Annotated in this window: 23 protein-coding genes; 5 read left to right on the plus strand and 18 right to left on the minus strand. The window is 65.4% G+C overall.

Translation table 11 applies throughout. From position 1 onward, the window contains the following. Positions 1 to 116 precede the first annotated feature (116 nt). Together ILT42_RS17100 and ILT42_RS17105 are read left to right on the plus strand one after the other, a co-directional pair. Positions 117 to 1,307, plus strand: a complete 1,191-nt coding sequence (locus ILT42_RS17100) for a bifunctional 2-C-methyl-D-erythritol 4-phosphate cytidylyltransferase/2-C-methyl-D-erythritol 2,4-cyclodiphosphate synthase (RefSeq protein WP_204216912.1) — start codon at positions 117 to 119, stop codon at positions 1,305 to 1,307. After that, positions 1,304 to 1,792 (plus strand): CinA family protein, encoded by a 489-nt coding sequence (locus ILT42_RS17105; protein WP_204216913.1) that lies wholly within the window; start codon positions 1,304 to 1,306, stop codon positions 1,790 to 1,792. Before ILT42_RS17100 ends, ILT42_RS17105 begins: the two co-directional genes overlap by 4 nt. 97 nt (positions 1,793 to 1,889) lie before the next feature. Here ILT42_RS17105 and ILT42_RS17110 read toward each other — a convergent pair whose 3' ends face one another. The 4 genes from ILT42_RS17110 to ILT42_RS17125 all read right to left on the minus strand — a co-directional run bounded on the left by ILT42_RS17110 (position 1,890) and on the right by ILT42_RS17125 (position 4,906). After that, positions 1,890 to 2,360: a type II toxin-antitoxin system RatA family toxin gene (locus ILT42_RS17110; protein WP_204216914.1), complete on the minus strand. Its 471-nt coding sequence runs from the start codon at positions 2,358 to 2,360 to the stop codon at positions 1,890 to 1,892. A 2-nt stretch (positions 2,361 to 2,362) separates the two neighbouring features. Next, positions 2,363 to 2,884 carry a P-loop NTPase family protein gene (locus tag ILT42_RS17115; protein WP_204216915.1) on the minus strand — a complete coding sequence of 174 codons (522 nt, stop codon included), beginning with the start codon at positions 2,882 to 2,884 and terminating at the stop codon, positions 2,363 to 2,365. Between the two features lie 9 nt (positions 2,885 to 2,893). Further along, complete coding sequence (gene lipA / locus ILT42_RS17120; protein ID WP_204216916.1) at positions 2,894 to 3,856, minus strand: lipoyl synthase; 963 nt, start codon at positions 3,854 to 3,856, stop codon at positions 2,894 to 2,896. A gap of 831 nt (positions 3,857 to 4,687) precedes the next feature. Continuing rightward, positions 4,688 to 4,906: a DUF1127 domain-containing protein gene (locus ILT42_RS17125; RefSeq protein WP_204216917.1), complete on the minus strand. Its 219-nt coding sequence runs from the start codon at positions 4,904 to 4,906 to the stop codon at positions 4,688 to 4,690. A gap of 121 nt (positions 4,907 to 5,027) precedes the next feature. On the opposite strand from ILT42_RS17125, the gene gcvA reads away from it, so the two are divergent. Together gcvA and ILT42_RS17135 are read left to right on the plus strand one after the other, a co-directional pair. Next, positions 5,028 to 5,942, plus strand: a complete 915-nt coding sequence (gene gcvA / locus ILT42_RS17130; protein WP_204216918.1) for a transcriptional regulator GcvA — start codon at positions 5,028 to 5,030, stop codon at positions 5,940 to 5,942. A 104-nt stretch (positions 5,943 to 6,046) separates the two neighbouring features. Further along, positions 6,047 to 6,340: a hypothetical protein gene (locus tag ILT42_RS17135; protein WP_204216919.1), complete on the plus strand. Its 294-nt coding sequence runs from the start codon at positions 6,047 to 6,049 to the stop codon at positions 6,338 to 6,340. Between the two features lie 283 nt (positions 6,341 to 6,623). Here the strand turns inward: ILT42_RS17135 and lpdA are convergent, their stop codons facing one another. The 8 genes from lpdA to eno form a co-directional block, all read right to left on the minus strand. Then, positions 6,624 to 8,060, minus strand: coding sequence for a dihydrolipoyl dehydrogenase (gene lpdA, locus ILT42_RS17140; RefSeq protein WP_204216920.1), 1,437 nt, complete (start codon positions 8,058 to 8,060; stop codon positions 6,624 to 6,626). A 101-nt stretch (positions 8,061 to 8,161) separates the two neighbouring features. Further along, the gene (locus ILT42_RS17145; RefSeq protein WP_204216921.1) at positions 8,162 to 9,604 is read right to left on the minus strand and encodes a pyruvate dehydrogenase complex dihydrolipoamide acetyltransferase; all 1,443 of its coding nucleotides are present in this window, start codon (positions 9,602 to 9,604) and stop codon (positions 8,162 to 8,164) included. A 24-nt stretch (positions 9,605 to 9,628) separates the two neighbouring features. Beyond that, a complete protein-coding gene (locus tag ILT42_RS17150; protein ID WP_204216922.1) occupies positions 9,629 to 9,925 on the minus strand; it encodes a DUF5076 domain-containing protein in 297 nt (98 codons plus the stop codon). Positions 9,926 to 9,929: 4 nt separating this feature from the next. Further along, a complete protein-coding gene (locus ILT42_RS17155; RefSeq protein ID WP_204216923.1) occupies positions 9,930 to 11,375 on the minus strand; it encodes a pyruvate dehydrogenase complex E1 component subunit beta in 1,446 nt (481 codons plus the stop codon). A gap of 106 nt (positions 11,376 to 11,481) precedes the next feature. Continuing rightward, on the minus strand, positions 11,482 to 12,552 hold the full coding sequence (gene pdhA, locus ILT42_RS17160; protein WP_204216924.1) for a pyruvate dehydrogenase (acetyl-transferring) E1 component subunit alpha: 1,071 nt from the start codon (positions 12,550 to 12,552) through the stop codon (positions 11,482 to 11,484). Positions 12,553 to 12,725: 173 nt separating this feature from the next. Further along, positions 12,726 to 13,040 carry an FtsB family cell division protein gene (locus ILT42_RS17165; RefSeq protein WP_204216925.1) on the minus strand — a complete coding sequence of 105 codons (315 nt, stop codon included), beginning with the start codon at positions 13,038 to 13,040 and terminating at the stop codon, positions 12,726 to 12,728. Between the two features lie 111 nt (positions 13,041 to 13,151). Beyond that, positions 13,152 to 16,490, minus strand: coding sequence for a PAS domain-containing protein (locus ILT42_RS17170; RefSeq protein ID WP_204216926.1), 3,339 nt, complete (start codon positions 16,488 to 16,490; stop codon positions 13,152 to 13,154). 207 nt (positions 16,491 to 16,697) lie between these two features. After that, positions 16,698 to 17,981: a phosphopyruvate hydratase gene (gene eno, locus ILT42_RS17175; RefSeq protein WP_204216927.1), complete on the minus strand. Its 1,284-nt coding sequence runs from the start codon at positions 17,979 to 17,981 to the stop codon at positions 16,698 to 16,700. A 219-nt stretch (positions 17,982 to 18,200) separates the two neighbouring features. On the opposite strand from eno, the gene queF reads away from it, so the two are divergent. Further along, entirely contained in the window at positions 18,201 to 18,653 is a 453-nt protein-coding gene (queF, locus tag ILT42_RS17180; protein WP_204216928.1) for a preQ(1) synthase, read from the plus strand. Here queF and ILT42_RS17185 read toward each other — a convergent pair. From ILT42_RS17185 to ILT42_RS17210, 6 genes are all read right to left on the minus strand, one after another. Further along, a complete protein-coding gene (locus ILT42_RS17185) occupies positions 18,635 to 19,801 on the minus strand; it encodes an MFS transporter (RefSeq protein WP_204216929.1) in 1,167 nt (388 codons plus the stop codon). The two genes, queF and ILT42_RS17185, sit on opposite strands and share 19 nt — an antisense overlap. 131 nt (positions 19,802 to 19,932) lie before the next feature. Next, the gene (kdsA, locus tag ILT42_RS17190) at positions 19,933 to 20,778 is read right to left on the minus strand and encodes a 3-deoxy-8-phosphooctulonate synthase (RefSeq protein WP_204216930.1); all 846 of its coding nucleotides are present in this window, start codon (positions 20,776 to 20,778) and stop codon (positions 19,933 to 19,935) included. A 42-nt stretch (positions 20,779 to 20,820) separates the two neighbouring features. Next, positions 20,821 to 21,222, minus strand: a complete 402-nt coding sequence (locus tag ILT42_RS17195) for a DUF350 domain-containing protein (RefSeq protein WP_204216931.1) — start codon at positions 21,220 to 21,222, stop codon at positions 20,821 to 20,823. A 54-nt stretch (positions 21,223 to 21,276) separates the two neighbouring features. Next, positions 21,277 to 22,140 (minus strand): VOC family protein, encoded by an 864-nt coding sequence (locus ILT42_RS17200; protein ID WP_204216932.1) that lies wholly within the window; start codon positions 22,138 to 22,140, stop codon positions 21,277 to 21,279. Between the two features lie 25 nt (positions 22,141 to 22,165). Further along, positions 22,166 to 22,375 (minus strand): BrnA antitoxin family protein, encoded by a 210-nt coding sequence (locus ILT42_RS17205; protein ID WP_204216933.1) that lies wholly within the window; start codon positions 22,373 to 22,375, stop codon positions 22,166 to 22,168. Then, entirely contained in the window at positions 22,368 to 22,676 is a 309-nt protein-coding gene (locus ILT42_RS17210; RefSeq protein ID WP_204216934.1) for a BrnT family toxin, read from the minus strand. Before ILT42_RS17210 ends, ILT42_RS17205 begins: the two co-directional genes overlap by 8 nt. Positions 22,677 to 22,699: the final 23 nt, after the last annotated feature.

The following is a 22,699-nucleotide window of genomic DNA, read 5'->3' on the forward strand; positions in this document are numbered from 1 at the left end:
AGTCAGGAGCGCAAGCCCCTGCGAGGGGATGCGGTGCCGCAGCCGACGCAAAGGAACGTTTGCGTCCCGCCGCAGGCGGGCTTACGAAAGCGGATCGACAACGCGATCGCATTCTCATGACATTGACCGCCCTGATCGTCGCCGCCGGACGCGGGTCCCGTGCGGGAGCCGGGCTCCCGAAGCAATATAGAAACCTGGACGGCCGCTCGGTGCTGGCTCGTACCCTGGGGTCCTTCCTTGACCACCCTGGCATCGACTCCGTTCGGGTGGTCATTCACCCGGATGACGAGAGCCACTACGCGGCAGCCCTGCGAGCCGGCGCAGCCGACGCTACGAAACTCGGACCCGCCATTTCGGGCGGCGAGACGCGTCAGGACTCGGTCAGGCTCGGCCTGGAGGCCCTATCGGACTGCCCACCCGGCGTCGTTCTCATCCACGATGCCGCGCGGCCGTTCGTGGGCCCGGCCCTCCTTGGCCGGGCGATCGAGGCCGGACGGGACCGCGAGGCGGCAGTGCCGGGCATCGCCGTGACGGACACGATCAAGATCGTCGACCCCGAAGGACGTGTCATCGATACGCCCGACCGCTCGACCCTTCGGGCCGTCCAGACACCACAGGCATTCGACTTCCGTGCTCTTCTCGACGCCCACCGGAAAGCCAAGGCAGCGGGAGAGGAGCGCTTCACAGACGACGGCGCCCTGATGGAGTGGGCCGGCATCGCCGTTCACGTCTTCGAGGGCGAGGCCACCAACATCAAACTAACCCATCCGGCCGATTTTGCGGCGGCGGAACGACATCTGAGAGGATCGATGGCCCTGCTGACCCGTCTCGGCACCGGTTTCGACGTGCACGCCTTCGGCGAAGGCGACCACGTCTGGCTCGGCGGCATTCGCGTGCCGCACGACAGGGGCGTCATCGCCCATTCCGACGGGGACGTGATCCTCCACGCCTTGACGGACGCTATCCTAGGGACACTTGCGGATGGCGACATCGGGACTCACTTCCCGCCAAGCGACCCGCAATGGCGCGGTGCCTCCTCCGACCGGTTCCTGGCGCACGCTGTCGGTTTGGTCCGGGACAGAGGCGGGCGAATCGACCACTTGGACGTGACGCTGCTCTGCGAGGCTCCTCGCCTCGGACCTCATCGGGAGGCCATGCGCCAGCGGATCGCCGATATTTCCGGGATTGGTATCGGGGCTGTGTCCTTGAAGGCCACGACCACTGAGAAGATGGGCTTTACCGGGCGCCGCGAGGGAATCGCCGCCCAGGCCGCCGCCACGATCCGCCTGCCGGAGGACGATGCATGAACCTGGACCTCCTCACGCGAGCCGCAGCCTTGCTCGACACCTACAAGGCCAAGGGATGGATGATCGCCACGGCGGAATCCTGCACGGGCGGGCTCGTCGCCGGGCTTTTGACCGAGATCGCGGGATCCTCGGCCGTCGTGGAGCGTGGCTTCGTGACTTATTCCAACGAGGCCAAATCGGAACTCGTCGGCGTGCCCGCAACGCTGATCGCCGAGCATGGGGCCGTGAGCGAGCCGGTGGCCCGCGCCATGGCGGAAGGCGCCCTCGCCCGATCCCGCGCCCATGCGGCGGTGGCCATCACCGGCGTGGCGGGTCCGGGAGGCAGCACGGAAGCCAAGCCGGTGGGTCTGGTCTGGTTCGCCTTGGCCGTCAGGGACCGACCGACCGTCGCTGTCGAGCGTCGCTTCGGCGAACTGGGACGAGGCCGGGTGCGGGAGCACTCCGTCGAGCAAGCCGTCGCGCTGCTGGAAGAAGCCGTGGCCTAGCGGATCCGCTGTCCTTCTCGTGCCAGGACGTCCGAAAGATCGAGCGAACATCCCGGTTGGGCCTCGTGCCGGACCTCCCGAAGGCGTTGGACAATCCCTAGCCGATGGGCGCGCTGCGCTGATGGCCATAGATTTCGTCGGCCCGCTCCTCGAAAGACTCCGCGAACTTTCGGAACGCCTTGTCGAACATGGCGCCCATGAGCATGCCCAAGGCGAAGCTCTTGAACTCGTAGTTGATGTAGAACTCGACATCGCAGCCGGTCGGCGTTGCCCGGAACGTCCAGCGGTTCTCGAGATATTTGAAGGGGCCGTCGACGTATTCGACAAGGATGCGCAGCCGGGGACGGTCTAGGCTCACCCGCGTGGTGAAGCTCTCTGAAATGGCCTTGTATCCGATGCTCATGTTGGCCACGAGGGATTCGACCCCCTCCCCGCTCTGGGAGCGGCGAATGACCCTCAGCGATTCGCAGAGCGGCAGGAACTCGGGGTACTTTTCGACATCGGCCACGAGTTCGAACATCTGCAGCGCCGAGTGCTTGACCGGGCGGGTGGTGCGGAAGGTCGGCATGATCAGGCAGCCACCGGTTGGAAGAGGCGATCCTCGAAGGCCGCGACCTCGCGAGGGGTTCTCAGGATCATACCCTGCTGGTCGGGACGCAGCCGCTCCATGACGCGCTGCGTCCGCGACCGGTTGCGGCTCTCGAAGGTCCACACGAAGCGCAGGAAATCAAGGCTCAACCGTTCAGGACACCCAGCGGCCATGTCGGGGCGGACCCGGCCCCAGTTCAGGACGAGCCGCCGGACGACGCGCAGCATGCAGCGCCAGCGGGCGATGTCGAGCCAGATCACGGTTGTGGCGCGGGCGATGCGGATCTGGAGTGTGCTGGTGTAGTTGCCCTCAATGACCCAGGCGTTGCCCTCGGCCAGCCTATTCACGCGCTCCGCCCACGCGGCCTTGGCCGGCTCGACCCAGCCGGGCCGCCAATACTCTCTGTCGAGATGAGTCACCGGAAGGCCGAGCGCGTCACCGATGCGCCGCGCCAAAGTGCTCTTTCCGGCACCGGGCGAGCCGATGACGAGGACACGCTCCATGAATCGCTCTTATGCGCCGAGTTTGACCAGACGGGCCGCCCTGAGCTTCGCGAAATCCTCGCCCGCATGGTGCGAGGACCGCGTCAGCGGCGTTGCGGACACCAGGAGGAACCCCTTGGCATAGGCCGTGGTTTCATAGGCCTTGAACTCGGTGGGCTCCACGAAACGGATGACGGGGTGGTGCTTGCGAGTCGGCTGGAGGTACTGGCCGATGGTCATGAAATCCACGTCCGCCGAGCGCAGGTCGTCCATGAGCTGGAGAACCTCGTTCCGCTCCTCGCCGAGGCCCACCATGATGCCGGACTTCGTGAAAATGGTGGGATCGAGCTCCTTCACCTGCTGGAGCAGGCGGATGGAGTGGAAGTAGCGCGCGCCGGGCCGAACCTTGAGATACTTCGACGGCACGGTCTCGAGATTGTGGTTGAACACATCGGGCTTGGCCGCCACCACGATTTCGAGCGCGCCGGGCTTGCGCAGGAAGTCCGGCGTCAGGATCTCGATCGTGGTCTTCGGCGAACGAGCCCGGATCGCCTGGATCACGTCCGCGAAATGCTGCGCTCCTCCGTCGGCGAGATCGTCCCGGTCCACGGACGTGATGACCACGTGCTCGAGACCCAGCTTCTCGACGGCCTTGGCCACGCTCTCGGGCTCGCTGCGGTCAAGAGCCTGGGGCATGCCGGTTTTCACGTTGCAGAAGGCGCACGCACGGGTGCACGTGTCGCCCATGATCATGAAGGTGGCGTGCTTCTTCTCCCAGCACTCGCCGATATTGGGGCAGCCCGCCTCCTCGCAGACCGTCACGAGCTTGTTCTCGCGCACGATCCTGTTCGTCTCGGCCCATTTGGGGGAGCCGGGCGCCTTCACGCGAATCCAGTCAGGCTTGCGCTGCTGAACGGGCTGGTCCGGCCGGTGGGCCTTTTCCGGATGGCGGGGACGATTGTCCCGGTTCAGGAGATCGAGGACGACGGCCATGAAGCTCTACCTTTGGGGACCGCGCAGGCACAGTCCTTCATGGGAGTGACTTAAGCCTTTCGACGCCCCTTCGCAATTGGTCTATGACCGATAGGACCCCGCCGCCTCGTTGCGGGCCGCCGGCTGGCGCTGAGGCAGGAGCGGGGGATACGACGGCCGGCTCGACCGTAGCGTTGGGAAAGCATGGATTTTTGGAAAGCTGCCCCGGGTTGGCGCAGACCTGGTCTTGGACCCTAACCGGTCGAGGGTGATCAGTTCTGCCAGTTGGACCTGCGCCAACCCAGTAACAACGTTATGCCTCAAAGCGCGGCCGTTGTCACGCGGATTAAAGTATTACTCTCGCTTGGTCACATCCAAAGCAGTATAGACGTTCGTCTGGGGAAGTTTATATTGCAGCGCAAAGCAGTTCGCCGATGCCAAGGCTGATTGGTGCGCCAGTCGAAACACAACTTAACGAAGAAGTTTCTGAACGCAGCCTGAAAATGGCCCGAGAGAGCTTGCGGGCTTTAGCATCGGAGCCCTCTTTTCCCTGAGTCGCACCTGGACCAAAGGCCCATGCTGCGGCGGGTCGAAGGGATCCCCGGCAAATCCGGCTTACGGGAGCAGCTCTTTGGGCCTTTCAAGTTCGGAATTTTGGCCTATCGTAGCGAAGGGCGACCAACAGCCACACCAAGGGGGCAGCGATGGAATTCAATGGCGACAGAGATCCGTTCCCGGCGTGGTTTCCGGCTTTCCTAGTAACCGCCGGCCTAGTGGCCTTCGCGGCCTATTACTGGATCGCGTGACGCCAGGCTGACAACCCATCCCCGGACCGATAGTCCACACAGTCAATCACCGCTGAGGCGCCGACCTCGATGTGCGCGCCGCATCCGCCCTCGAGAGACCAAGATCGGCCAGCGAGCGGTCGTCCAGGGCGGCCAAGGCCCGTGTCCCCGCCCGGTCGTCGAACCAGGCCTCGACGCGCAGCAGGTAGTGGAACAGGATCTGACGCCCCGCCCGGCGCGACAGCGCTTCAAACCCAAGATTTTCTGATGCAAATCCGACAGCCATAACGGCCTCCGCTCTGAAACAATCTCTTGGGTGAACTCTGCTCCTCGGCTAGGCTGCGGGCAAACGAGAAGATTTTGCCCTTTGCCCAAGCCTGGCTTGGGCAAAGCCCATTGAGGTCAGCATGTCCCGCCGCCGCCTCCCTCCGCTCACATCCCTGCGCGCCTTCGAGGCCGCTGCCCGGCATTCGAGCTTCGACAAGGCCGGCGACGAGATCGCCGTGACGGCGAGCGCGGTCGGACAGCAAGTCAAAGCCCTCGAGGCATGGCTCGGCGTGCCCCTCTTCCTGCGGCTTCCGAGCCGCGGCGTCGTCTTGACCGCTGCGGGAGAGCGATACGCCTCCACCCTCACCGACCTTCTCGACCGGCTCCACGAGGCGACGGCCCGCGCCATGAAGGCCGATCACGAATGGGTGCTGACCGTCAGCACCATCCCGAGTTTCGCCCTCCTGTGGCTCATCCCCCGTCTCGGCTCCTTGCGGCAGCAATATCCGGAGATGGAAATTCGGGTCTCGGTTTCGCCCCTCCCGGTCGACTTCGCCCGTGAGGACGTGGACGCCGCGATCCGCTTGGGACGCGGCCACTATCCTGGGCTGCGAACGGACTGGCTCATGGACGAGACTTTCTTCGCCGTGTGCAGCGACGCCCTTCTGACCGACCCTGCCCGGCCGCTTCGGGAGCCGGCGGACCTGCGCCATCATACCCTTCTGCACGAGATCGCCGAGGGCATCCCCAATTACACCACCTGGGCCCGCTGGCTCGCCGAGATCGGCGCGACCGGAATCGACACCTCGCGCGGGCCACACTTCTCCCATACGTTCATGGTGCTCCAGGCGGCGGCGTCGGGCCAAGGTGTGGCGCTCGCCACCAATGTGCTCATCGGCGATTACTTGAAGGCCGGACGGCTCGCTCGGCCCTTCCCTCAGGAGGTCAGTGGCGTGAATCAGTATCACGTGGTCTGCCCCGAAGCCTCGGCCGAGCGGCCTGCTATCTCGGCTTTCCGGAACTGGCTCCTGGACGAAGCCCGAGCCGCACGCTGACCGGCCAGCGCCTCCGGCGCGCCAGACTTTCGTTCAAATAGCCCTCGGAACCGGCGGCCGGCATGCTATATTCACCAAACCGCTTCTGCCGCAGGAGAAGCCCCTTGGTCACCGATCTCGCCCTTGCCCTGGTTGCCATCCTGGCCGGCTCCGTCGGAATGCTTCTGATCCTGCTGCTCTGGTTCGGCGACTCCCATGCACGGCCTGTTATTCCGTTCGTCGACGATCCGATCATGGGTCCGAGGGACCAGGCGGCCATCCACGAATCCCAGGGCTCCTTCATCCCGATGCCGGCTCATTTGCGCAGCCATGACGAGATGGTGGCCTGGATGACGAAGGAATTGCCGAAGTTGACCGCGAAGACGCTGCCGCAGCCGAATGACCGACCGCAAGCATAGGGCGGTTCGGCGCTCTCCTGCGCTCAGGCCTTGCGGGAAGAGTCGAGCAGGGCAACGACCGGAGCTGGACGGGGAAGCCGGACCGATCCTATAGCCGTCACGCCATAGGCGCTGTTACCGTCATCTCCTGGCTCGATCCGGCCACCCACCGCCACGTCGCACGAGGTCTCACGGAGACGCGGGTCCCCGGCTCAACCGAGGGGGTAGCGAAGGGAGCGCTCACCCAGGCGCCCCACCCTTTCCGTCACTGCGTGATGCCTTGCCGCAGGGGGCAAGACACCGCTCACATGTGGATGACGCGGTCGTAGGCGTCGAGCACGCTCTCGTGCATGGTTTCCGATAGGGTCGGGTGCGGGAAGACCGCGTGGATCAGCTCTTCCTCGGTGGTCTCGAGGTTCATGGCGATCACGAAGCCTTGGATCAGCTCCGTGACCTCGGCCCCGACCATATGGGCGCCCAGCAACTGACCGGTCTTCTTGTCGAAGATCGTCTTCACGAGGCCTTCCGGCTCGCCCAGCGCGATGGCTTTTCCGTTGCCCACGAAGGGGAAGCGGCCGATCTTCACGTCGAAGCCCTGCTCCTTGGCCTTCGCCTCGGTGAGTCCCACGGAAGCGACCTGCGGGTTGCAATAGGTGCAGCCCGGGATCTTGCCCTTGTCCATGGCATGGGCGTGTAGACCCTTGATGGTCTCCACGCAGATCACGCCCTCATGCTCGGCCTTGTGAGCCAGCATCGGAGGGCCGGCCACGTCGCCGATGGCCCAGATGCCCGGCACGTTGGTGCGGCCGAGCCCGTCCGTGACCACCGTGCCCCGGTCCATCTTCACGCCGAGCTTCTCAAGTCCGAGATTCTCCACGTTGCCGACCACGCCCACCGCCGAGATCAGCCGTTCCGCCGTGATGGTCTGCGTGCCCTTGCCGTCGTCGATGGTGGCGGTGATGGAATCCGCACCCTTCTCGACCTTGGTGACCTTCGCGCCGGTGAGGATCTTGATGCCCTGCTTCTCGAAGCGCTTGCGGGCATGGGCCGCGATCTCCGCATCCTCGACGGGCAGGATCTGCGGCAGCACCTCGACCACCGTTACCTCAGCGCCCATGGTGCGGTAGAAGGAGGCGAACTCGATGCCGATGGCGCCCGAGCCCATGACGAGCAGGGATTTGGGCATGGCGGGCGGGTTCATGGCCTCGAAATAGGTCCAGATCAGCTTGCCGTCCGGCTCGATGCCCGGAAGCGCGCGGGGCCGCGCGCCGGTCGCCACGATGATGTTTTTGGCCTGGTAAGTGCCTTCGCCCAGGACGCCCTTGGGGATCGGGTTCTGCGGCTGCACGGCAGACTTCTTCATGGCCGAGACGACGACCTCGCCCACCTTGGGAATGGTGGCCTCGCCCCAGATCACGTCGACCTTGTTCTTCTTCAGCAGCATGCCGACGCCGCCGTTGAGGCGGCCCGACACGTTCCGGGAGCGCTTCACCACGGCCGCCGGGTCGAAGCCGACCTTCTCGGCCGAGAGACCATACTCGCCCGCATGCTGCATGTAGTGGTAAATTTCCGCCGAGCGCAGCAGGGCCTTGGTGGGAATGCAGCCCCAGTTGAGGCAGATGCCGCCCAGGTGTTCGCGCTCCACGACGGCGGTATTGAAGCCGAGTTGCGCGGCCCGGATCGCGGCCACGTAACCGCCCGGTCCGCCGCCTATGACGATGATGTCGTATTGGTCTGCCATGGAAATCTCCCGTCATGCCCGGGCTTGACCCGGGCACCCATCGACGGGCCGGGCCGCAGAAAGACGTGGATGGCCGGGTCGAGCCCGGCCATGACGATGTATTAAACGAGCATCCCCATCGGGCTCTCGATCAGGACCTTGAAGGCTGCGAGCAGTTCCGCGCCGAGCGCCCCGTCGACCACCCGGTGGTCGCAGGACAGCGTCACGGTCATGGCCTGGACGACCGCGGGCACGCCGTTCTTGACGACAACGCGGTTCTCGCCCGCGCCTACCGCCAGGATCGTGCCCTGGGGCGGATTGATGACGGCCTGGAAGTTCTTGATGCCGAACATGCCCAGATTGGAGACCGCCGTGGAGCCGCCGGTATATTCCTCCGGCTTCAGGCGACGGTTGCGGGCCCGGCCCGCCAGGTCCTTCATCTCTGCCGAGATGGCCGTGAGCGTCTTCTGCTCGGCCTTGCGGATGATGGGTGTGAACAGGCCGCCCTCGATGGCGACCGCCACGCCCACATCCGAGTGCTTCATCTTCAGAATACGGTCCTCGGCCCAGACCGCATTGGCGGCGGGGACCCGCTGGAGCGCGATGGCGAGCGCCTTGATGACGAAGTCGTTGACCGAGAGCTTGTAGGCCGGCTTCCCATCCTTGTCCTTGGTGGCCGCGCCGTTGATCTGCTCGCGCAGGGCCATGAGGGCGTCGAGTTCGCAGTCGAGGGACAGGTAGAAATGCGGGACCGTCTGCTTCGACTCGACGAGCCGCTTGGCGATGGTCTTGCGCATCCCGTCGAGGGGCACTTCTTCGTAAGTCCCGGCCTCGAACATGGCCTTGACCTGATCGGCGGAGGCGCTCTGAGCGAGGGCAGGAGCGGCCGCCGGGGCCTTGGGGGCAGCGGCAGGAGCCGGAGCCGCGGATTGGGCGGGCGCAGGGGCGGCCGCCGCAGGCTTGGCGCCGCCGCCGGACATGGCGGCACGGACATCCTTCTCGACCACGCGACCATGGGGGCCGGAGCCCTGGACCGATCCGAGATCGATGCCGGCCTCCTTGGCGACGCGCTTGGCGAGCGGCGAGGCGAACACGCGTGCGCCCTGCCCGGCCCCGTTCGGCTTGGCGGCCGAAGCCACTGTTGCCGGACCGCTCGGCGCCTGATCGACGCGCGCGTAGGACCTCTGCGTCGAAGCATCCTCCGCCTTGGCGACATTGTCGGCTGCGGGAGACCCGGCGGACTTGGCCGGCTCCGGCGCGGCCTCGGCTTTCGGCGCGGGAGCCGAAGCACCGCCACCGGCCTGCACGCTTTTGGGATCCTCGCCCTCGGACGCGATGACCGCGATCAAATCGTTGACCGGTACATCCGCCGTTCCCTCCGGCACCACGATCTTGGCCAAGATGCCTTCATCGATGGCTTCCACCTCCATGGTGGCCTTGTCGGTCTCGATCTCGGCCAGCACGTCGCCGGACTTGATCGTATCGCCTTCCTTCTTCAACCACTTGGCAAGGTTGCCCTTTTCCATCGTGGGAGACAGTGCAGGCATCAGGATATTGATGGGCATGGCGTTTTGATCCTGAGCGTTGTTCTAGTTGAGGGCTTGGGTGGAGCCGGGATCCGTCGGATCGTCGAGCTCGGCCTGAAGGCCGGCCCGGATCTCCGCCATGGCGTCCTCCTCCGAGAGGCCGGTTTCCATGGCATAGACGCGGGCCGCATGGCGGGCGAGGTCCACGAGGAGCACGCCCCAGGTGAACGGATCGTCGAAGGCGCGGCGCAGCGCGATGCTCACCGCCCCATCGACCACCGAAGCCCGCAGGATCTCGATGCCGCCCTTGTCAATGGCATCGGGCGGAACATTGAGGGCTTCGAATTTCCGTTCTGTCATGGGATCACCGATAGCAAACGGCCTTCGCGGCCTGCACCACCTCGGCCACCGACGGGAGCGCCAGCTTCTCGAGGTTGGCCGCGTAGGGCATCGGGACGTCCTTGCCGGTCACCCGGGCGACGGGAGCGTCGAGGTAGTCGAAGGCGTGCTCCATGATCCGGGTGGCGATTTCGGCGCCGACGCCGCTCTGGGGGAAGCCCTCGTCCACGGTCACGCAGCGCCCGGTCTTCATGACGGAGGCAACCAGCGTGTCGGTGTCCATGGGACGGATCGTGCGCAGGTCCACGACCTCCGCGTCGATGCCTTCCTTTTCCAGCTCCTGTGCGGCCTTGAGCGCGTAGGTCATGCCCATGCCGTAGGACACGATCGTGACGTCCTTGCCCTCGCGGTGGATGCGAGCCTTGCCGATGGGAACGAGGAAGTCGTCCAGCTTGGGCACCGGGAAGGACTGCCCGTAGAGAATCTCGTTCTCCAGGAAGACCACCGGGTTCGGGTCGCGGATGGCGCTCTTGAGCAGGCCCTTGGCGTCGGAGGCCGAGTACGGCACCACCACCTTCAGACCCGGCAGCGACGAGTACCAGGCCGCGTAGTCCTGGCTGTGCTGCGCGCCCACGCGGGCGGCTGCGCCGTTCGGGCCCCGGAACACGATGGGGCTGCCGAGCTGGCCGCCGGACATGTAGAGGGTCTTGGCGGCGGAGTTTACGATGTGGTCGATGGCCTGCATGGCGAAGTTGAACGTCATGAACTCGACGACCGGCTTGAGGCCCGTATAGGCCGCGCCCACGCCCACGCCCGCGAAGCCGTGCTCCGTGATCGGCGTGTCGATGACGCGCCTGGGTCCGAATTCCTGCAGCAGGCCTTGGGTGACCTTGTAGGCGCCCTGGTACTCGGCCACTTCCTCGCCCATGACGAACACGTCCGGGTCGCGGCGCATCTCTTCAGCCATGGCGTCGCGAAGGGCCTCGCGGACGGTCATGGTGACCATCTCGGTACCCTCGGGGATCTCCGCCATCGCGTCGTGCGTGGTGCGGTTGGAGATCACGGCAGGAGCGGCGGGCTCGGCGCGGGGCATCTGATCGGTGCCGGAACGGCCATCGGGGGCGGGCCTGTCAGCCAGGCCTTCCGCCTGAGCATCCGGAGTCGGTGCGGCTTGGGCGGGAGCAGGCGCCGGAGCGGGCGCGGAGGCCTGAACGGTCGAGGCGTCCTCACCCTCGCCGGCCAGAACCGCGATGGGGGTGTTCACGGCCACGTTGTCGGTGCCGTCGCCGACCAGGATCTTGGCCAGAACGCCCTCGTCGATGGCCTCGACCTCCATGGTCGCCTTGTCGGTCTCGATTTCGGCCAGCACGTCGCCGGGCTTGACCTTATCGCCCTCTTTTTTCAGCCACTTGGCCAGTTTGCCCTGCTCCATCGTCGGGGAGAGAGCCGGCATGAGAATATCGATCGCCATGGAAGACTCTGTTTTCTATCGCTGCGGCGAGAAAGGGAGACGGCGCTTGCGCCGCCTGGGCGCTCCCCGGCTCCGGAAATGGGTTCCCGGAAGGGAGCGCGGCTGATCAGGAGGTCGGGAGCAGGATGTCCGTGTAAAGCTCGGACGCATCGGGTTCCGGGTCGTGCGTGGCGAACTCGGCCGCCTCGTTGACGATCTCGCGCACCTTGCTGTCGATGGCCTTGAGCTCGTCCTCGGACAGCTTCCAGCTCTCGAGGAGCCGGCGGCGCACCTGCTCGATGGGGTCGAACTCCTCGCGCATGCGGGTCACCTCGTCCTTAGTCCGGTACTTGGCCGGATCGGACATGGAGTGGCCGCGATAGCGGTAGGTGAGCATCTCGAGGATGTAAGGTCCCTTGCCGGAGCGGGCGTGCTCGATGGCTCGCAGGCCCGCCTCGTGCACCGCGCGGACGTCCATGCCGTCCACCTGCTCGCCGGGGATGTTGAACGAGACGCCGCGCTTGGAGAAGTCGGTCTGCGCCGAGGCGCGGTTGACCGAAGTGCCCATGGCGTAGCGGTTGTTCTCGATCACGTAGACCACGGGAAGCTTCCACAGCTCCGCCATGTTGAAGCTCTCGTAGACCTGGCCCTGGTTGGCCGCGCCGTCGCCGAAATAGGTCAGGCAGACGGTGTTGTCGTCCCGGTAGCGGTTGGCGAAGGCGATGCCGGTTCCAAGGGACACCTGGGCGCCGACGATGCCGTGGCCGCCATAGAAGTGCTTTTCCTTGGAGAACATGTGCATGGAGCCGCCCTTGCCCTTCGACAGGCCGCCGCGGCGTCCGGTCAACTCGGCCATGACGCCCTTCGGGTCCATGCCACAGGCCAGCATGTGGCCATGGTCGCGGTAGCCCGTGATAACCTTGTCGCCGTCCTTGGTGGCCATCTGCATGCCGACGACGACCGCTTCCTGGCCGATGTAAAGGTGGCAGAATCCGCCGATGAGGCCCATGCCGTACATCTGGCCAGACTTTTCCTCGAAACGGCGGATCAGGAGCATCTCGCGATACGCGTCGAGGTCCTGGGTCTTGTCGAATTGCGGCGTATTGGGGGGCGCTTTCTTCACTGGATTTTTGCTGGGATTGGTCTTGTTAGCCGCGCCTGAAGCAGCGCGGCCCGCCTTGCGGGCAGCAACAGCCATCGGGTTCCTCCGAAGGGTTTCCTCAGACAAAAGTTGTACCGCAGTCGGAACCGGAAATCGAGTGGGTTAAAGGTCTGTTAACGGGTTAGAGTAAATCGCCTAAGTTACTAAGATTACGACAAAATTTTTAATAAACTTGAATTCAGTTAATCAGAATTTTAGGCAGCAACGTTTCATTGTCCAGTAATGATGACGAGATCGTTGCGGTGCACACGTCCGAGCATGACCCGGGCACGTTCCTCGAGAAGATCCTGGTCGATCTGGTCGGCCCGGAGCAAGCCGATGCGGCGCTCCCATTCGGTCCGCTCGGTTCTCACCTGCTCGTATTCGGCGTTCAGGTTGGCCGCCAGGCCCTCATATTGCTGGCGCGCCTCCATGCCCCGGGCGCCAGTATGGGCGTGGTGCACGAAATACGCTGCGATGCCGGCCGAGATGCCGTACAGCACGAGAGGGATGAGGATTCGACGGGCGCGCCTGCGGATGACCATGGGTCCACTCTAGCGTCGCATGGTTAAGGATCGGTTGAAGGCACGCGCCCTGGCCCGGTGTTTCGCCATCGATCCGGCTCTGCGGAAGGCTCGAGCGCCGGGTGACCTCCCTCAGGGGGCAGCGATCAGATCCTTGATCCGGCTGGCTAGGGCATCCATGGCGAACGGCTTCGTGAGGACCTGCATGCCGGGCTCCAGGTGTCCGTTGCCGACCACGGCGTTCTCCGCATACCCGGTGATGAAGAGCACCTTGAGGTTCGGCCGGACCACACGGCCCGCATCGGCGACCTGGCGTCCGTTCATACCCCCCGGAAGGCCCACATCGGTGATGAGGAGATCGAGCCTGACGTCGGACTGAAGCACCTTCAGACCCGACGCCCCGTCCGCCACCTCGATGGCCGTATAGCCCAGTTCCTCGAGCACCTCGGTGATGAGCATGCGGACGCTCGGCTCGTCGTCCACGATCAGCACGGTCTGCCCCTGCTCGGCGCGGGGCGCGGCCGAGAGCTCGGCGGACGCATCGGGAATTTCGGCAGCACCGACGTGGCGCGGCAGGTAGATGCACATGGTGGTGCCGAGGCCGAGTTCGGAATAAATCCGGACCTGCCCGCCCGATTGCCGCGCGAAACCGTAGATCATCGAGAGGCCGAGACCGGTCCCCTGCCCGATCGGTTTGGTGGTGAAGAAGGGGTCGAACGCGCGGGCAATCACCTCCGGGGTCATGCCTGTGCCCGTGTCCGTAACGCACAGCGACAGATACTGCCCAGGCGGGAGGTCGCGCTCGCGGGCGGCCCGGTCGTCGAGCCATTTGTTGGCGGTCTCGATGGTGAGGCGGCCGCCGTCCGGCATGGCGTCGCGGGCGTTGATGCACAGGTTCAGGAGGGCGTTTTCGAGCTGGTTCGGGTCGACCAGGGCGGGCCACAGGCCCGCCGCGCCCACCACCTCGATCTCGATGGCGGGGCCGACGGTGCGGCGTACCAACTCCTCCATGCCCCGGATCAGGCGGTTCACATCCGTCGGCTTGGGGTCGAGCGTCTGGCGGCGCGAAAAGGCCAGCAGGCGATGGGTCAGCGCAGAGGCCCTTTTGGAGGCGCCCTGCGCCACGTTGATGTAGCGGTCGAGATCATGGACACGGCCCTGGCTCATGCGGGTCTGCAGGAGTTCGAGGCTGCCGCTGATCCCGGTGAGCAGGTTGTTGAAGTCGTGCGCGATTCCGCCCGTCAGCTGGCCTACCGCCTCCATCTTCTGAGCCTGGCGCAGGGCGTCCTCGGCCCGGTCGCGCTCGGCCTCGGCTCGCAGGCGGTCCGTGATATCGATCAGGGACGCCATGGTGCGGGTGATGCGTCCCTGGGGATCTCGCCGGACGCGGGCGGACAGCAAGACGTCCGCAACGTCCCCCGACTTCTTGACGAATTGCAGCCGGCAGTCGTCCACTTCGTCGTTGTCCAGAAGGGATGCCCAGGCGACCGGGAGGCGAGTCCGGGCGCTTTCGTCTGTGAGAAAATCGGTGATTTTTCTCCCCAGCACCTCATGGGCGGTGTCAAAGCCCATGAAGGCGAGCCAGCGATCGGACACGCTCAGAAGCCGCTGGTCGGGACCCAGGGAATGCAAGGACACTGGGGTCTTCGTGTAGAGCTCCGCCAGCTCCACCGTCCGGTCCTGGATCTGCTGCTCCAGAAGCTCGCGGGAGCGGGCCAAGACGTCACGGGCATCGACGATCTCCTGGATGTCGGTGCAGGTGCCGAACCAGCGCACGATCCGTCCCTGGGTGTCGCGAACCGCCTGAGCGCGGCCCAGAACCCAGCGATAGGCTCCCGAATGGTGCCTGAGCCGGTATTCGATATGATATGGCTCTCCGGTGTTGAGACAGTTCTGCCAGACCGTCCAAGACCGCTCCTGGTCGTCCGGGTGGAAGACGCCATTCCAGCCGGCGCCGTCGGTCGAACCGTAGGGGACACCGGTATATTCGTACCAGCGGTCGTTGAAGAAGTCGTGAAACCCGTCGGGCTGGGTCGACCAGATCATCTGGTCGATGGAGTTGGTGATGGCGCGGAAGTTCGCTTCGCTCTCCCGCAAGGCCGCTTCCGCGCTCTTCAGGTTGGTGATGTCGAAGCTGACGCCGGGAAAGCGCAGGGGCTGGCCGTCTGGCCCGAGGGTGCAGTTCCCCTGCGCCACGGCCCAGCGCACGCTCCCGTCGGCCTGTAGCAGCCGGTACTCGGCCGAGAAGGGCTCGCCCGTGCGCAAGGCGGTCTCGATCGCCTGCCGCGCAACGGGAAGGTCCTGGGGATGAATGCCCGCGAAGAACTCCGCGATGGGCGCGCCTCCGGCCGCGCGGGCCGGATCGACGCCGTAGAGCGTCGCGAAGCGCTCGTCCGCCGTGACGATGTCGTTGACGACGTCCCAATCCCAGGTGCCGATCCCGTTGGAGGCATAGAGCGCGAGCTGCAACCTTTCCTCGCTTTCGGTCTGGCGCTCCTCGGCCTTCGCCCGTTCGACCGCATCCCATACCCGCGCGGCGACCTCTTCGGCGAGGGTCACGTCGTCCTCGGTCCAGCGGCGCGGCTCCCGGTGATTCACATGGAGGAGGGCCCGCAACTCGCCCCCACGGATCAGAGGAACGGCGAGCAGGGCACGGACCTGGTAGGGTTCGAGGGCGCGGCCCTCCATGCCTTCAGCCTGGGCGACGTCGTCGTAGACCGTCGTCCGACCCTCCTGGAGGGCCTTCATATTCGCCGGGCCGAAGGCGTCCAGCGGAAACTGGCCCGACAGGTGGCCGACGCTGTCCACATAATCCGTTTCGAGGCTGAGCCTCCTGGCGCCCTCGGAGATCTGGCCGTAACCGGCTCGACTGACGCCCAGGTGCGAACCCAAGGTCTCCACCGCCGCCAGCATGATGGCCCGAGGCTCCGTCAGCGGACGCAACCGGTCGCTGAGTTCCAGGAGGAAGGCGAAGCGCTTCTCGGCCCGCACCTTTCCGGTCGTTTCCGTGCAGGCGCAGAACATTCCGGCGACCGTGCCGTCTTCCCCTCGGACCGGGGTGTAGCCGAACGCGAAATGGGTCTCCTCCGGATATCCGTTGCGGTTCATGATGAAGCGGATATCGTCCATGTGGGTGGCGACACCCCCATAGGCACGGGCCAGGATCGGCTCAACATCGCTCCAGATATCGTGCCAGAGGTCGTCGAAAGGCCGACCGAGCGCGGCCGGGTGACGGGCCCCGCACATGGCAGCATAGCCGTCGTTGTAGAGCGTGGTGTGATCCGGCCCCCAGACGATCAGCATCGGCTGCTGCGAGCCCAACATGACGCCGACGAGGGTCTTGAGGGCCTGCGGCCAGGATTCGGGCCGACCGAGCGGGGTCCCGGACCAGTCGAGCGCGCGCATGAGGGCACCGCTTGCGCCGCCGCCGGTCAGGAAGAGTGGGCTTTCCCGCACGGCGCTAGCGAGCATCGGCGATGCAACCAGGATGAGACGTGTCTCGATAAACCCTTGTTTTCATGGCGGCTGCCATAGCAAATCGCCCCCAGGCCTCCAAGCCGCTGAAGGGGTGAAACACGCTTTCCCACGCAGGGTTCCCAGGCTCGAAGGGACTAACCCCCCGGAAAGAACGCCCCGCAGCATGGCGGCGGGGCTTTCGAATGAGAGGAGAAGACCGGCTCAGACCAGCGCCTTGAGGGCCTCGCGGCCGGCATACCTGGCCTGGGAGCCCAGCTCCTCCTCGATGCGGATGAGCTGGTTATACTTGGCCAGTCTGTCCGAACGCGCCAGCGAGCCGGTCTTGATCTGCCCGCAATTGGTCGCGACCGCGAGATCCGCGATCGTGGAATCCTCGGTCTCGCCGGAGCGGTGCGACATGACCGCGGTATAGCCGGCCCGCTGGGCCATATCGACAGCGGCCAGGGTCTCCGTGAGCGAACCGATCTGGTTGACCTTCACGAGCAGGGAGTTGGCGACGCCGCGCTTGATGCCGTCCGACAGGCGCGTCACGTTGGTCACGAACAGGTCGTCGCCCACGAGCTGGCACTTCGAGCCGATGAGATCGGTCACGGCCTTCCAGCCCTCCCAGTCGTCTTCCGACATGCCGTCCTCGATGGTGGCGATGGGATAGTCTGAAACCAGCTTCGCGAGATACTCAGCCTGCTGCTGCGGGCTCAGCTTTTGTCCAGTCCCTTCATAGACATAGGAGCCATTCTTGAAGAATTCGGTCGAAGCGCAATCGAGGCCGATGACCATGTCGCGGCCGGGCTTGTATCCCGCCTGCTCGATGGACTTCATGATGAAGTCGAGTGCCGCCTCGGCGGAGGGCAGGTTCGGGGCGAAGCCGCCCTCGTCGCCCACATTGGTGTTGTGGCCGGCGTCCTTCAGGGCCTTCTTGAGGGTGTGGAACACCTCGGCGCCCATGCGCACCGCCTCGGCCAGGCTCGGCGCGCCGACGGGCAGGATCATGAATTCCTGGAAATCGATGGGATTGTCGGCGTGGGCGCCGCCATTGATGATGTTCATCATCGGAACCGGCAGTACGCGCGCCTGGGTGCCGCCGACGTAGCGGTAGAGCGGCAGCGCCGAGGCGTCGGCGGCCGCCTTGGCCACGGCCAGAGAGACGCCCAGGATGGCGTTGGCGCCGAGGCGGCTCTTGTTGGCGGTGCCGTCGAGCTCGATCATGGTCTCGTCGATGAGGATCTGCTCCTCAGCGTCCATGCCGCCGATGGCGTCCAGGATCTCGTTGTTGACCGCATCGATGGCCTTGAGCACGCCCTTGCCCTGATAAACCTTTTTGTCGCCGTCACGCAGCTCCACCGCCTCGTGGGCGCCCGTGGACGCGCCCGAGGGCACTGCCGCCCGGCCCATGGAGCCGTCCTCGAGGGTGACGTCGACCTCGACGGTGGGGTTGCCTCGGCTGTCGAGGATCTGGCGGGCGTGGACGTCGATGATCGCGGTCATGATGGCTCCCCTAATGCATCCCTGGTGAACTGAATTCGGTTCACGGTCAAAAATGCGGCACGGTCAAGAACAGAGCCGTTTCCACGGGTGTGAACACGGCTTTCGAGAGAAACAAGGCCAGGGTGCGGCCTCTGGTCTTGCAGGGGCTTATTGACCGAAACCACGAGGCGGGCAAGGAGAGCGGCCGAATTCACCACAACGATTCAAGGTCCTGACCCCATGACGGAGACCACCCTTCAGCTCGGCCAGCCGAGCGCCCTGCCCCATTCCCCTGAGGAAGCCCAGCTCGACCGGGTCCCGAACCCTCACCCCGACACGGATTATCTCGCCCGCTTCACCGTGCCGGAATTCACGTCCCTCTGCCCCGTGACGGGCCAGCCCGACTTCGCGATCATCGTGATCGACTACGTGCCCGGCCCCTGGCTGGTCGAGTCGAAGTCGCTCAAGCTCTACATGCACGCCTTCCGGAACCATGGCGCCTTCCACGAGGATTGCACGGTCGCCATCGGCAAGCGCCTCGCCGGCCTGCTGGAACCGCGCTTCCTCAGGATCGGCGGCTATTGGTATCCGCGGGGCGGCATCCCCATCGACGTGTTCTGGCAGACGGGCGAGCTGCCCAAGAACCTCTGGCTGCCCGACCAGGGCGTCGCGCCCTACCGCCCGCGCGGCTGAGCGGGGCGGCTGAGCACATAGGCGGCGGTGAGTCCGACACTCGCGATCACGAGGGCTGCGATCCCCGTGGAGGCCGCGAGCCCGATGCTGCGGATGCCCGCCCCCATCAGCACGACGCTCAGGGCCTGACCGCAGAAGAACGAGAACGCATGCAGGGCCACCGCCGAAGCGCGGGCCTGCGGGGCGACTTCCGTGACTTGGGCCTGGAAGGTGTTGTGCAGCATGTAGAACCCGAGTCCGACGCCCAGCATGGCGGCGGCTTCCGACTGCCAATTGCCGGACAGGCCCAGGCCCACGAGAGCGATTGCCGCGACGGCCCCACCCAGAATGAGGATCCGGTAGATGCCCAGATTCCGCAGGAGCCACCCGACGAGGGCCGAGTAGATCAGGCCTCCGACCGCGAAGCCGCCGATGACGGCCCCGGCGAGGCTCGGCCCCTCTCCCCGCTCCTCCAGCAGCGGCGCGATGTAAGGAAAGGCGCCGAACAAGGCGGTCGCCTCCACGAATACGAAAGAGAACAGCGCGAGCGCCCTGGGATTGGACAGGATGGCCCGATAGCGTGCGATGGCGCTGTCCAGGTCGAAGCGCCCACCCTTCGGGGCGTGGCGGAAGCCCACCAGAGTGGCGCCCAAGGCGACAGCCATCATGCCGGTGGAGATGGCGAAGACGCCGCGCCAACCCACGAACTCCGCCATCAGGCCCGCAAGAGACGAGCCGCTGAGCTGGCCGACGATCACGGCCACCAGATAACGGCTGAGGGCGAGTTGGCGCTGTTCCATGGCGACCCGGTCGCCGATGAGCGCGATCGACAGGGGTACGGCCCCGCCTGCCGCCGCGCCGGCGACGACCCGTAGGACGAACAGACTGGCTGTATCGGGCGCAACGGCGGCGGCCGCGAGGGTGACGAGGAGCAGCGTGAGCGCCACCTTCATGACCCGCTCCTTGCCGAGCGCGTCTCCGACCGGGCCGAGAACCGGCTGGATGAAGGCATAGGGCAGAGCGAAGGCGGCGGACAGGAGCGCGATGGTCTGTGGGGACGAGGTGAGTTCCCGGGCGATCAACCCCACCATCGGCTCGACCGCGCGCGCCGAAAACGTGCTGGCGAAGCCGCTGACGGACAGGATGAGGATCAGGGTACGAGGCGGCATGAATGCGGAAGTCTCGCGGCGGGACCATCGAGACTTAGCACCTCACGCCGCAAAGACGAGGGGCTCGAATGCGGAGCGGCTCCGTGGCGGGAGCATGGATGCCGAATCTCATCCCGGGTTAAAGGGCCGGTTCAGCTGCGCCCCTTTGCCAGCGCGTCGAACGCCATCAGCTGCTTTAACAGCCCTTCCATCTCCCGCAGCGGCACCATGTTGGGGCCGTCGGAGGGCGCCTTATCGGGGTCCTGGTGCGTCTCGATGAAGACGCCCGCTACGCCCACGGCCACCGCCGCACGGGCCAGAACCGGCACGAACTCGCGCTGGCCGCCCGTGGTGGTGCCCTTGCCGCCGGGCTGCTGCACCGAGTGGGTGGCGTCGAAGATCACCGGCGCCCCGGTCTCGGCCATGATCGGCAGGGCACGCATGTCGGTCACGAGGGTGTTGTAGCCGAAGGAGGCGCCCCGCTCCGTGAGCATCACGTTCGGGTTGCCGGCGCCGGTCACCTTGGCGGCCACGTTCGCCATGTCCCAGGGTGCCAGGAACTGGCCCTTCTTGACGTTGACGACCCGTCCCGTCTTCGCGGCCGCAACCAGGAGGTCGGTCTGGCGGCATAGGAAGGCCGGAATCTGGAGCACGTCCACGACCTCGCCCGCGATGGCGCATTGGTCGTTTTCGTGCACGTCCGTGAGCACCGGCAGGCCGAGGGTCTCCTTCACCTCGGCGAACACCGCCATCGCCTTGTCGAGGCCGATGCCGCGCCCGCTCGACGCGGAGGTGCGGTTCGCCTTGTCGAAGGAGGACTTGTAGACGAGCCCGATGCCGAGCTTCGTCGCGATCTCCTTGAGGGCCGAGGCCATCTCGAGCGCATGGTCGCGGCTTTCCATGGCGCAGGGCCCGGCGATCAGGCTGAGCGGGAGTTGGTTGCCGAAGCGGACGGAGCCGGCCTGGACGACGGCGGGGGATAGGGTGTGGTCGGTCATGGGCGTCCCACTAGCGCTTTTGGGCGTGCGACGCAAAGGCGCTCAGAACGTCATCGCGGCCGCGTTGATGATGCCCGCCGACAGCGAGGCCGCCCCCAGGAACAGGGCGGCCGCCATTTCGCCGGAGGCGATGCGCTGCGACAGATTGGGCATGACGAGGCGCACGAGCCAATAGACCAGGATCTGCACCGCCAGCGCGACGATGCCCCACACGAGGAGGTCCACGATGGTCTGGGCATGCACGATGGCGCTGGCGAGCGGCAGGGCGAACCCCACGAGGCTGAAACCGAGCGCCGTGGCGGCCGAGATCGAGTTCTGGCGGATTAGGGCAAACTCGTTGTGCATCGTCGCCAGGGTGTAGAGGGCGAGATAAGCGCCCACCAGCACCAGGGCGATGATGAAGAACACGATGAAATCGAACAAACCTGCCAGCGCGGTTGTCATGCTAAGCCCCCAGCCTCGATCGCCGTTCGCGATCATTCTTGATTCGGCCGGATCTTACGCCGCCTCGAACCCGATCGCGACGCCGAAAGCGACGCTGGCCGGAACGATCAGGCGACTCCCGATATGTTGGTAGGGAATGCCCGCCGCATCGAGCCGGTGCGCCTGGGCCGGAAGATCCCTCAGACGAACCGAAAAGGCCACGAAGGCAGGCTGGTCGAGCTCGGCCTCGACCGAACCGAAGATTTCTGCGGCATCGTCAGGTGTCATGACGTCCAGGTGCCCCTCGTTCAGGGGAAACGTGAAGTCATGCGCCTCCGGCTCGCCCGGCGCGACTCCCGTGAACGCTGTCAGATAGTCCTTGTGCCGCTCGGGCTCGGGCGCTGCGAGCGCCACGGACGACAGCCGGTCCGCGCCGTTGTCATGGGTCTGAAAGGCGGGGTTCCAGAAATTCTCTGGGAAGTGCTGTTGGCAGACGAAGAACCCGGCGCGGGGAGCGGCCTCGTTGCGGGCAAAGGCCAGGGTGAACGAGACCTGCGTCTCGCTGCCGTCGGGCCGCTTGGCCTTCCGTTCGAAGAAGAACGGCTCGAACGCGCCAATCCCTTTACGGGCGAATTCCGAGGCGTCGGCCTTTGCGTCCCGGCTGTCGAGGACGAGCATGGCGAGCCCTTCCCGGTGCCTCAGGTAATCCTGCACGAAGGCCCCGAAGCTGAACGTATCGGGCCCGTGCGGCGCGATCCCGCTCGCATCGCCGACCGTGATCAGCTCGATGAATCCGCCCGGCACCTGGACGACATGGTTCTCCGTGCCCCATGGATGCCGGTTGCGCGCGCCGACCTGGAACCCGAGGCTCCGATAGAAGGAGGCGGCCTTGTCCAGGTCGCGCACGGCGACGACGAGATGATCGATACGGCGGGACATAGGATCTCCGGGCTTGTTGGAAAGGCTACTTGCGAAGGGTTCTGGCGTAAGATTCCAGAACCGCGTTCATGCGAGATTGATAGCCCTTTCCCGTCGCCTTGTACGCATCCAGGACGGATCTCTTCACACGAAGGGTCACCTGCTGCGTCCGGTCGGGCTCCACGATCCGGGCGCTCTTCCAGAATTCCTCACCCAGTTCCGGAATGTCGGTGTAATCGATACTCGCGTCAGGCAATGCCGCCAGTTCCTGGGAGCTCAGCTCTTTGTCGTAGGGCTTCTTCATAGCGCCTCCTTTCCGCACGATTGGCGCGGCGCGCTGAGATGATGCGGATCCGTCCTGCCCGGTCGGCATGAATAACGGCGACGCAAACGATGCCGTCGACCATCCCGATGCTGTGCTGGCGAATCTCGCCGTAATCGAACCGCTTGTCGATCCAGCTCAAGACAGGCCGTTCGAAGATCTTGCTCGCGGTTGCGAAGCCTACACCGTGCTTTTCGACATTTGCGCGGTCTTTCGCTTCATCCCATTCAAACATGAATATACACTACAATTGTAGTT

It is taken from the genome of Microvirga pudoricolor, from assembly GCF_016892705.1.
GTDB lineage: Bacteria > Pseudomonadota > Alphaproteobacteria > Rhizobiales > Beijerinckiaceae > Microvirga > Microvirga pudoricolor.